At 65.9% G+C, this 621-nt stretch carries 1 protein-coding gene; it reads left to right on the forward strand.

Annotated features, from left to right (window positions below):
• The coding region (locus A5691_RS12355; RefSeq protein WP_156734784.1) for a serine/threonine-protein kinase at positions 1-621 on the forward strand (621 nt) is incomplete at both ends.

Below are 621 nucleotides of genomic sequence, written 5' to 3' on the forward strand. Positions count from 1 at the left end.
ATGTTCTTGGAGATGCGCCTGGTCGAGGGCACCGACTTAGACAGCGTGCTCAAACGCTTCGGCCCGCTGGCCCCACCGCGCGCGGTGGCCATCATCACCCAGATCGCCTCGGCGTTGGATGCCGCCCATGCCGCCGGGGTGATGCACCGCGACGTCAAACCGCAAAACATTCTGGTCACCCGCGATGATTTCGCCTATCTGGTGGACTTCGGCATCGCCAGCGCGACCACCGATGAAAAGCTCACCCAGTTGGGCACCGCGGTCGGGACGTGGAAATACATGGCCCCGGAACGCTTTTCCAACGCCGAAGTCACCTACCGCGCCGACATCTACGCCCTGGCCTGCGTGCTCTACGAATGCCTCACCGGCTCACCGCCGTATCGGGCCGACAGCGTCAGTGTCCTCGTCACCGCGCACATGATGGATCCGATTCCTCAGCCGACCGCGTTGCGGCCCGGGATTCCCAAGGCTTTCGATGCGGTGATCGCCCGCGGGATGGCCAAGAAACCCGCCGACCGCTACGCCAGCGCCGGCGACCTGGCCCTGGCCGCCCACGAAGCGCTCAGCGACCCCGACCAAGACCACGCCGCGACCATCTTGCGCCGCAGCCAAGAAGCCACC

This window comes from Mycobacterium sp. E183 (assembly GCF_001667735.1).
Taxonomy (GTDB): Bacteria; Actinomycetota; Actinomycetes; order Mycobacteriales; family Mycobacteriaceae; genus Mycobacterium.